Origin of the sequence: Alicyclobacillus sendaiensis NBRC 100866, assembly GCF_001552675.1 — a bacterium.
Taxonomy (GTDB): domain Bacteria; phylum Bacillota; class Bacilli; order Alicyclobacillales; family Alicyclobacillaceae; genus Alicyclobacillus; species Alicyclobacillus sendaiensis.
Genome location: NZ_BCRQ01000087.1, coordinates 1 through 7,927 on the forward strand (window position 1 = coordinate 1; position 7,927 = coordinate 7,927).

11 protein-coding genes and 1 pseudogene are annotated in these 7,927 nt (G+C 59.4%); 1 reads left to right on the forward strand and 11 read right to left on the reverse strand.

Going from position 1 to position 7,927, the window contains the following annotated elements; all coding sequences use genetic code 11:
* Nucleotides 1-381 (forward strand): transposase (locus tag AS26_RS12775; protein ID WP_174519945.1); only part of this gene is annotated, 381 nt, incomplete at its 5' end.
* Between the two features lie 458 nt (nucleotides 382-839).
* On the opposite strand, the pseudogene tnpA reads toward AS26_RS12775, so the two are convergent.
* From tnpA to AS26_RS12810, 11 genes and pseudogenes are all read right to left on the reverse strand, one after another.
* Nucleotides 840-1,028 (reverse strand): annotated as a pseudogene (gene tnpA, locus AS26_RS15010) (IS66 family insertion sequence element accessory protein TnpA); the annotation flags it as partial.
* A complete protein-coding gene (istB, locus tag AS26_RS12780) occupies nucleotides 1,003-1,734 on the reverse strand; it encodes an IS21-like element helper ATPase IstB (protein WP_083516113.1) in 732 nt (243 codons plus the stop codon). The pseudogene tnpA and the gene istB, both read right to left, overlap by 26 nt.
* Complete coding sequence (gene istA / locus AS26_RS12785) at nucleotides 1,731-2,774, reverse strand: IS21 family transposase (RefSeq protein WP_245629773.1); 1,044 nt, start codon at nucleotides 2,772-2,774, stop codon at nucleotides 1,731-1,733. The genes istB and istA overlap by 4 nt, the downstream gene beginning before the upstream one ends.
* 5 nt (nucleotides 2,775-2,779) lie before the next feature.
* Nucleotides 2,780-2,950 carry a helix-turn-helix domain-containing protein gene (locus AS26_RS14775; protein ID WP_245629774.1) on the reverse strand — a complete coding sequence of 57 codons (171 nt, stop codon included), beginning with the start codon at nucleotides 2,948-2,950 and terminating at the stop codon, nucleotides 2,780-2,782.
* Between the two features lie 345 nt (nucleotides 2,951-3,295).
* Nucleotides 3,296-4,111, reverse strand: a complete 816-nt coding sequence (locus tag AS26_RS12790) for a flagellar motor protein MotB (RefSeq protein ID WP_062310309.1) — start codon at nucleotides 4,109-4,111, stop codon at nucleotides 3,296-3,298.
* Nucleotides 4,089-4,886: a flagellar motor protein gene (locus AS26_RS12795; protein ID WP_062310312.1), complete on the reverse strand. Its 798-nt coding sequence runs from the start codon at nucleotides 4,884-4,886 to the stop codon at nucleotides 4,089-4,091. Before AS26_RS12795 ends, AS26_RS12790 begins: the two co-directional genes overlap by 23 nt.
* A 94-nt stretch (nucleotides 4,887-4,980) precedes the next feature.
* Nucleotides 4,981-5,418, reverse strand: coding sequence for a PDZ domain-containing protein (locus AS26_RS14780; RefSeq protein ID WP_245629775.1), 438 nt, complete (start codon nucleotides 5,416-5,418; stop codon nucleotides 4,981-4,983).
* 18 nt (nucleotides 5,419-5,436) lie between these two features.
* On the reverse strand, nucleotides 5,437-5,631 hold the full coding sequence (locus AS26_RS14785) for a hypothetical protein (RefSeq protein WP_245629776.1): 195 nt from the start codon (nucleotides 5,629-5,631) through the stop codon (nucleotides 5,437-5,439).
* Entirely contained in the window at nucleotides 5,628-6,188 is a 561-nt protein-coding gene (locus AS26_RS14790; protein ID WP_245629777.1) for a hypothetical protein, read from the reverse strand. The genes AS26_RS14785 and AS26_RS14790 overlap by 4 nt, the downstream gene beginning before the upstream one ends.
* 325 nt (nucleotides 6,189-6,513) lie before the next feature.
* The gene (locus tag AS26_RS12805; protein ID WP_062310315.1) at nucleotides 6,514-6,981 is read right to left on the reverse strand and encodes a chemotaxis protein CheW; all 468 of its coding nucleotides are present in this window, start codon (nucleotides 6,979-6,981) and stop codon (nucleotides 6,514-6,516) included.
* Between the two features lie 29 nt (nucleotides 6,982-7,010).
* The coding region (locus tag AS26_RS12810) for a chemotaxis protein CheA (RefSeq protein WP_174519946.1) at nucleotides 7,011-7,927 on the reverse strand (917 nt) is incomplete at its 5' end.

A 7,927-nucleotide genomic window follows, 5' to 3' on the forward strand; every position in this document is an offset into this window, starting at 1 on the left:
TTCGCCCAATCGTCCCAGGAAGCCGCCCGCGAGCAACTCCGGCGCGTCGTGAAAGAGTTGAAGGGGCGATTCCCGAAGGCGATGGAGATCTTGTCCGATGCGGAAGATGACGTGTTAGCGTTCATGGCGCTACCTTTTGAGCATTGGCGGCAGATCTGTTCGACCAATCCGCTGGAACGGCTGAATCGGGAGATGCGGAGGCGGATGGATGTCGTAGGTATCTTCCCCAATCGGGAGGCCGTGCTACGACTCGCAGGCGCCATTTTGCAAGAGCAGCACGAAGAGTGGATGGTGGCACGGAGGTACTTCAGCTTGGAGTCGATGGCCAAGTTGAAACCGAATGAGCCCCAACTCGCAGCAGCGGCATGGTTGCACAAATAGGCGCATGTGGCGAGGTGATGCGGCCATGCACACTGAGGCTTTGGCCCTAACGAATGAGAATCGACCGCCGAACGCCCGTCAAGGGCGTCGAAGGACGAGCGAAGCGTCCCTTGACGGAGCGTGACGGCGGTCGATAAAGTTCGCCAAGGGTCAAAGCCGACCATGTCACAAATAAGGCACGCACGGCGAAATTCCACCACTTGACGGGACACTACCGTCACCAGCGGGATGTTCACGTCCGCTCCCACCTGCAGATTGTACGGATTTACATTGGGATTCGCGAGTTCCAGGAGTTGAACCGGAAGGCCATGAGACTCAGCAACCGTCCAGAGCGACTGCCCCTGCTGAATCGTGGTGGTGTCCGCGAACGCGGTGGTCGCGCTCAATGCGCCGCCCATGACGAACGTCGTGTCATGCGTGCCAAGTGCGGTTTCGTTTCGTAGTCGGCGAAGCCAGTACCAGAACTGATGGGGTTTCAGACCGTGCTCAGCGCAAAACTGACTGGCGGACTGGCCGCTGTCGTAGAAGGCAGCGATACGTTCACGCCAAAGTTCACGACGCTCCTGGTGAGACATGTGCTCGCGCATGCAAGAACCCTCCCGCGGCTTGATGAGATCATTTTCAAGCAGCAGGAGGGTAGATACCATGTGGGGGTGATTTGACGGTTACCAGCAAGCGGTCGAGCAAGGCGGCAGCCAGGACCTGATCGCCGAAGAGCGTTCCCCAATTCGTGAAACTCGTGTTGGACGTGATGATCAACGACCCTCGCTCGTACCTCTCCGATACAAGCCGGAAAAAGTTCGCGGCGTCGAGCGCGTCAAGAGGCAAGTAGCCAACCTCATCACAGATGAGAATCTTCGGCTGCGTATAGACTCGGAGGCGCCTGTCCAGCCGCCCTTCTTGGTAGGCTCGGCGCAAATCGCTCACGAGTTTCTGCATGGTGACGAAGTAGACGCTCATCCGCTGGCGAATCGCCTCCATGCCGAGGGCCACTGCCAAATGCGTCTTTCCCACCCCCGGAGGTCCTAAGAAGATCACGTTTCCACATTCTTGGACAAACGTTAGCGTTGCGAGCTCTCGGATTTGGCGCTCATCCACAGACGGCTGGAACGAGAAGTCGAAGTCGGCGAGCGTCTTGTGGAACGGGAAGTTCGCCAAGCGCAGCCGAGCCTGCATGGCCCGGCTGTGCCGTTCCTCCTGCTCAGCCTCCAGCAAGCGCTGGAGAAATGCGACATAGGTCGCCTCTTGCCCAGCAGCCCACTCCACGCACGCCGGCAAGACGGCAGCTGCTCGCTTCAAGCCCAGGTCCAACAGTTGTTCCTCGACCTGAGCTACCACCAACGCTTCGCTCATTGCACATGACCTCCCATGGCGATCTGTTCATAGACCGCAAGTTCGCGCTGCTCCACGTCCGGGTCGACTTGCCATCCCGCCGTCTTACCCCGCGTCGGATTCGCGGTGTCCCGAGGGATGTTCTTGTAGTGCTCGGGATCCGTGGAGATTTGATGCTTGCCGGGCAGCACGCGATGTTCCGCAATGACCTGTCCGCCGTATTCGATCTGCAGGCGACCCGACTCGAACTCCCGAACCAGGACCGTGTGGCCCACATACGGCCAGGGAACGGTGTACAAGTTCGTATTCCAGGAAAGCCGGCAGTCACTCATCACCTTCCGAAGGCCTGCACATGCCAACACATACGGGGTGGCCGGTAGCGGTTGCAGCTTTTCGGCTTGAAACCGCACGATGGGCTGCTCATGGGTCGTTCCGTGGATGCGGACGTTGGCCACGTGATCGCGCCACCATGCGACCTGTCGGTTCAAATCCTCTTCGTCCACAAAGGCAACTGGCCAGAAGCTGTCCCGGATATGGCGAATGGGCCGTTCCACTTTGCCCTTGGTGCGGCTCCGGCGAGGCCGACATGCCTTGGGCACGAATCCGTAGAACTTGGCAAAGTCGAGATAAGCCGGTTGCCAGTCGACATGGCCCTGACCGTCATTGGCGACCACCAAGGGCGAACAGTTGTCGCTGAGAATAACCCGAGGCACCCCGCCAAAGAACTCCAGCGCGTTGCGAAGGGCCTGAAGGATGTGCAGTTGGTCTGCCGCTTTGATAAACTCAACGTAGAGCATGCGGGAGTAGGCGAGTACCATGGCGAAGGCCCAAATCGTTCGTCGCTGACCGTGCGAATCGTAGTAGGGGAAGGTTCCCAAGTCGATCTGGGCTTGTTCACCAGGGTCCGACTCATAACGTTCCGTGGCCTTGGCAGAGACCACCGGGCGAAGCGGCTTCATGAACTCACGCAGGACGGTGATACCGCCGGTATAGCCCTGCTCCCGGATCTCTCGTAGAATTCGTTCAGCGTTGAGAACACCGAGTTGCATGCGCTGCTTCACGTAATCTAGGGCTCCAGCTTGGAGCCTTTCTTTCGTTCCCCACGCGACGCTCGTTCGCCCTGCTTCTCCTCCGCCGATGAGTTCAGTGCGTTGCGAATGGTTTTTCGGTCATACCCAAATCTTCTGGCCAGCTCCGAGATGCTGACGCCTGCCTCGTACAGTTGCCTGATCTCCATCCTCTCGTCCTCCCTCATGACGGGCACCTCCCATGAATGGATGACAGGTGCCCCGATTCGACATGGGGGTGGGGAGTTCATCCCGATGATTTTGGGGAATTGAGGCCGATGATCTTGGGGAATTCTCATCCGATGTTATTGGGGATTTTACAACCGATGTTGATAGCTCCCTACCGAAACTTTATACGCTCGCTTCTCTCTCGCTCGCGCGGCTTCGGCTTTCGGCCCGCAGATGCGCTCGCGAGAGAGAAGCTGAGCTCTGGAAAATGAGGACACAACCGACATCTTTGAGTGTATATAACGCGCGAACTTGTCTAAGCGCGGGAGGAGAGATTTGTGGCGGTCCTAGTTCGTCGGCAAGGCGGGCGCGGTGCCTGGAGCGTAGTCCTTTCGAAGGATGACGATGTTCACGCGGCGATTGGCCTGGCGACCTGCCGGCGTGGCGTTCGACGCCACCGGATGATATTGGCCGTAACCCATGCCGGCCAGGCGCGTGGGGTTGATGCCGTGATCGGCCAGGAAGCGCACCACACTCATGGCGCGCGCGGCTGACAACTCCCAGTTGGACGGATAGATGGGGGTGTTGATAGGCTGGGTGTCGGTATACCCCTCCACCACGATGTCGTTCGAGATCTGCTTGAAGAACGGGATCAGGCCCTCGATGATGGCCTGAGCCTTGGGAAGCAGCACGGCCTGCCCCGTGTTGAAGAGCGCGACGTCGCGCATCGTGATCTGCACGCCGCGGGCCTGATCGATCACCTGGACCTCGCCCGACAAGTGATGACTCGCGATGTACTGCTGAATTTCGTGGTACAGCATGTCCAATTGTTTCGCGTCTGTGAGATTCACGTTGGACTGCTGATTCTGAGCAGTCGTGTTGGTCTGGCTGTTCGTATTTTCCAGATTGTCAGGGAACTGCTGGCCGTTATTCTGATCGCCGCTTTCGAGCAGCGCCGTCGTGCCCATGTTCAGCGGGATCTGCCGCCCCGGATGAAGAGCCTGGTAGAGCGACTCTGCCAGGGTGGCGAAGCGGGTCTTGTCAATGGTCGACATCGCGGACATGACCACGAAAAACACGAGAAGCAACGTGATCAGGTCGGAATACGTGACCAGCCAGCGCTCGTGATTCTGCTTCTTTTTAGGCCTCTTGCGCCGCTCCACTTTGGACCCCCGCCTTCTTCTCGACGCGATCGGACGCCGCAAGGAACGAGAGAAGCTTTTGTCTCAGCTCGTTCGGATTCTCGCCCGCCTGGATCGACAAGATGCCCTCGAGCGTCATCTCCCGCTCGAGCATCTCCTCCTGCGATCGCGCCCGCAATTTGTTGGCCACCGGAAGCCAAAAGATGTTTGCACTCGCGACGCCGTACAGTGTCGCGATGAAGGCCGTCGCGATCTCGGGCCCTAGGGCGCTGACGTCACCCAGGCTTCCCAACACGTGGACCAACCCCATGACGGTGCCGATGATGCCCATGGTCGGGGCGAATCCTCCCGCCGCCTCGAACATGTTGATCCCGACCTCGTGCCGCTCCTCGATGTGCGCGAGCTCCGTCTGCAACATGTCCTTGACCAACTCCGGGTCGATCCCGTCCACAATCAGCCGGACACCGTTTCGCATGAAGGCGTCATGGAACGAGTTTGCGTTATCTTCCAGGGCCAGAATACCTTCCCGCCGGGCCATGACGGCGAGATCGACCAACTGGTCGATCTGCGCGCGCGGGTCTCGCTTGGGCGCGAAGAAGGCGATCCGCACGTACTTCGGAAGCGACAGAAACACCTTCAGGGGGCTCGACAGCATCGTGGCGCCGAGCGTGCCGCCGAACACAATCATCATGGCGGAGGGCTGGATCAGCGCGGCGATGTTGCCCTTGTCGAGGATGTACCCCCCGAGGAGACCACCAATGCCGAGGAGCAACCCGAGTACCGTTGCGAAATCCATGCGAACGCCTCCTTCTACGAGCGAGATGTGTCATCGCGCCCCGCGCCGCCGGGTACGCGCAGATACAGCGTCTCGAGAAAGCCGAAGGGGCGTCTCAGGCGAAGCGCCGGCTCGTCCCCGGGCACGACAAAATCAGCCCAAGATCGTGGCACTCTCCCTCAAACACAGGGCTTGACACCAGTCGCGGCTCGCCGCGTTCGTCGGTGACCTGAAAGCGCGCATAAGCGGGATTTTGCCCCAGCGCGAAATGGAAGTCGTACTCCGTGTGAACGGGCGCCTGGTTGACGTACGTGATGAGCTCCGCTGGCCGAATCCCGAGCCGCTCGGCAAGCGATCCGCGAATGACATACAGCACCCGGATGCCGCGGTCGTCCGGGGCGAAGCGCGGTTCCAGGCTGCGATCCAGCCGGCGCACAGCCGCGCGAAACAGCTCGGTCACGACGATCACGGCCACAGCTGCATACAGCCCGGCCTGCAATCGCCAAAGGTCGGAGACCACCGCACCCGCAGCCAAGATAGCTGCTCGGAGCACGTCCACCCAGCGCAGATATCACAGGGCGCGTTCCATCCGAAGGGACGTGGGAAGCGCATGCCAACCGAGCGCAAGGGGAATCGCGCACCACTCGAGCGGCTCGCCCACATCCAGATGCCAAGGGTGCCAGCCTGGCGAAAACGCGAACGCGGGATGGACAAACGGCCGGATCCAAACGGCCATGGGAACCACGTAGCCGAACTGGAGCTTCATCGCCCCATGCGACGGCCACGGCGAGAGGTCACGAGCGCCGGCAGGATGGCGTCCCTCGTTCCCCAGAGCCCAAACACACACTCAGCCAGTGCCGTCGCGGCGGCGATGAGCAGCCAGTTCGCTTCGAGCATGGCGACATCCGCCCGCCACGCGGGCACCACAGCGCTCGGCACGGTCCCGTGGTACGCACGTGCCAGCCAAGACAAGAGGACGGCAGCCGAGATGGCGATGGGCACCGCGGCGAGACGTGATCGGATCACGCCGAGCACAATCGACACGGCGAGCACATACAGAGCGGACGAGAGTGTACCCTCAGCGCCGGCCGCGAGCAGCGCCAGACTGGCCGCGATGCCCACCGCGCCGGCCCTTCCATAGCGCAGTACGAGCGTCTTACCGATGCGCGTGACCCGCACGCCGAACAATGCGCGCTCTCGACGCACATTTCTCACTAGGTCCCAAATGACGAAACCTGTCGCCAAATAGTGATACGGATTCAGCAGGAACGTGAGAAGCAACAGGCCAATGAGCGCCCACCAGCCATTCGCCGTCACATGCATGGAAGCGTATCCCTTTCTTTAGCACACGGCGGAAGTCATCTACACGCGGAGGAAGCGCCGCACGGTGATGACGCCCCCCACATGCCGATGAAGAGCCCTACTCCAGGTCGCCTAATAATTCATCCAACTTCGCTCGGATATCGTGCCTGGCTTTGTCCGTCAGACCGCCATACTGCGTAATCAGCCGTTCGACTTCTCGAGCCGCTTATTCAACGGATTGCCATTGCTTATTCAGCTTACGCCGCGAAAATGGATTTTGAGGCATGTTAAACCTCCATATCTATGTATACGGCCATCACGAGACCTGTTGTGTACTCGGGCACACCTATCCCTCTATGAACTGTTCGATCTGCTTCAGCTGTTCCGATTCGGCCACAGAAAAGACGCGATTCAAGTTGAGCAGAACCAACGGGTCATTTCCTACACGAGCTACGCCTCTGAGATACACCGCTTGTAAACCCCCTACCACGGCCGGTGGAGGTTCAATGGTCTCTGGTGGAATCTGAACGACGTCTTCCACACCATCGACAATCATGCCAACAGCTTTATCTTCGACTTCTGCGATCACAACACGCATTTCGTCGGCGTCCTGCGCTCGATGCGTCAATCCCACGCGTTCTGCGAGGTCGATCACTGGGACGACTGAACCGCGTAAGTGGATCACGCCTTTGATGAAGCTCAACGTACGCGGGACAGGCGTGATCTCCCCGAGGCGTTCCACCGATTGCACCTGCGACACATGCGCGCCATAGCGTTCTTCACCCACCCGCATGATCACATAGGACTCCACCATACATCCCTCCTTGATCCATTCGATTTCCCTCATGCGGATTGCCCAATGGACCGCACGTCGAGAATGAGCGACACTTTGCCGTCGCCGAGAATGGTCGCTCCTGAAAAACCACGGACACTCTCCAGGTAACGACCAAGAGGCTTGTTCACAATCTCCAATTCATCCATAACCTTATCGACGACCATCACGAACTTCTGTTTCCCATTCCGACATACCACCGCAGTCTGCGGAAACACCCATCGTCTCACGCCAAGTCCAAGCCACTCCGCCACGTCGACCATCGGCACAATCCTGTCCCCACTTGGATATACAGGCTCGTTTTGCACATACCGCACGTCTGCTTCTCGGAGTCGCACCACCTCGTCAACATTCGCCGTGGGAATCGCAAACGTCTGCCCTCGCACGGAGACGAGAAGCGCCGGGAGAATCGCGAGTGTAAGTGGCAATTCGATCACAAACGTCGTGCCGCGACCGAGTTCCGTATCGATGCGGATTTTCCCACCGAGCGACTCCACCTTATCGCGTACCGCGTCAAGCCCGACGCCCCGACCGGAAATGTCCGACACCTCTTTCGCTGTACTGAATCCAGATCGAAACAGGAGTTCATACACGGACTCGTCGGACATGGACGCGCCTTCCTCGGGTGTGATCACACCTTTTGCTATCGCGGACTGAAGAACGCGCGCTCGATCGATGCCCGCGCCGTCATCCGCAACCTCGATGTAGATGTGTCCGCCAGACGCATATGCCGACAAACGAACGGTTCCACGGCGCGGCTTTCCCCGCTGTTCACGCACCTCCGGAGGCTCAAGACCGTGGTCAACCGCGTTGCGCAGCAAATGGACAATGGCTTCGCCCATCTCTTCAAGCACGATACGGTCCATTTCCGTCTCGAGCCCCGTCATGACAAAGTCGAACTCCCGATTCAGCTTCCGCTCCAGGTCTC

Coding starts and splice junctions, on each gene's coding strand:
- istB (WP_083516113.1), bottom strand. CDS start 1,734: ATGAGCGAAGCGTTGGTGGTAGCTCAGGTCGAGGAACAACTGTTGGAC.
- AS26_RS14775 (WP_245629774.1), bottom strand. CDS start 2,950: ATGGAGATCAGGCAACTGTACGAGGCAGGCGTCAGCATCTCGGAGCTG.
- AS26_RS12795 (WP_062310312.1), bottom strand. CDS start 4,886: ATGGATTTCGCAACGGTACTCGGGTTGCTCCTCGGCATTGGTGGTCTC.
- AS26_RS14785 (WP_245629776.1), bottom strand. CDS start 5,631: ATGAAGCTCCAGTTCGGCTACGTGGTTCCCATGGCCGTTTGGATCCGG.
- AS26_RS14790 (WP_245629777.1), bottom strand. CDS start 6,188: ATGCATGTGACGGCGAATGGCTGGTGGGCGCTCATTGGCCTGTTGCTT.
- AS26_RS12805 (WP_062310315.1), bottom strand. CDS start 6,981: ATGGTGGAGTCCTATGTGATCATGCGGGTGGGTGAAGAACGCTATGGC.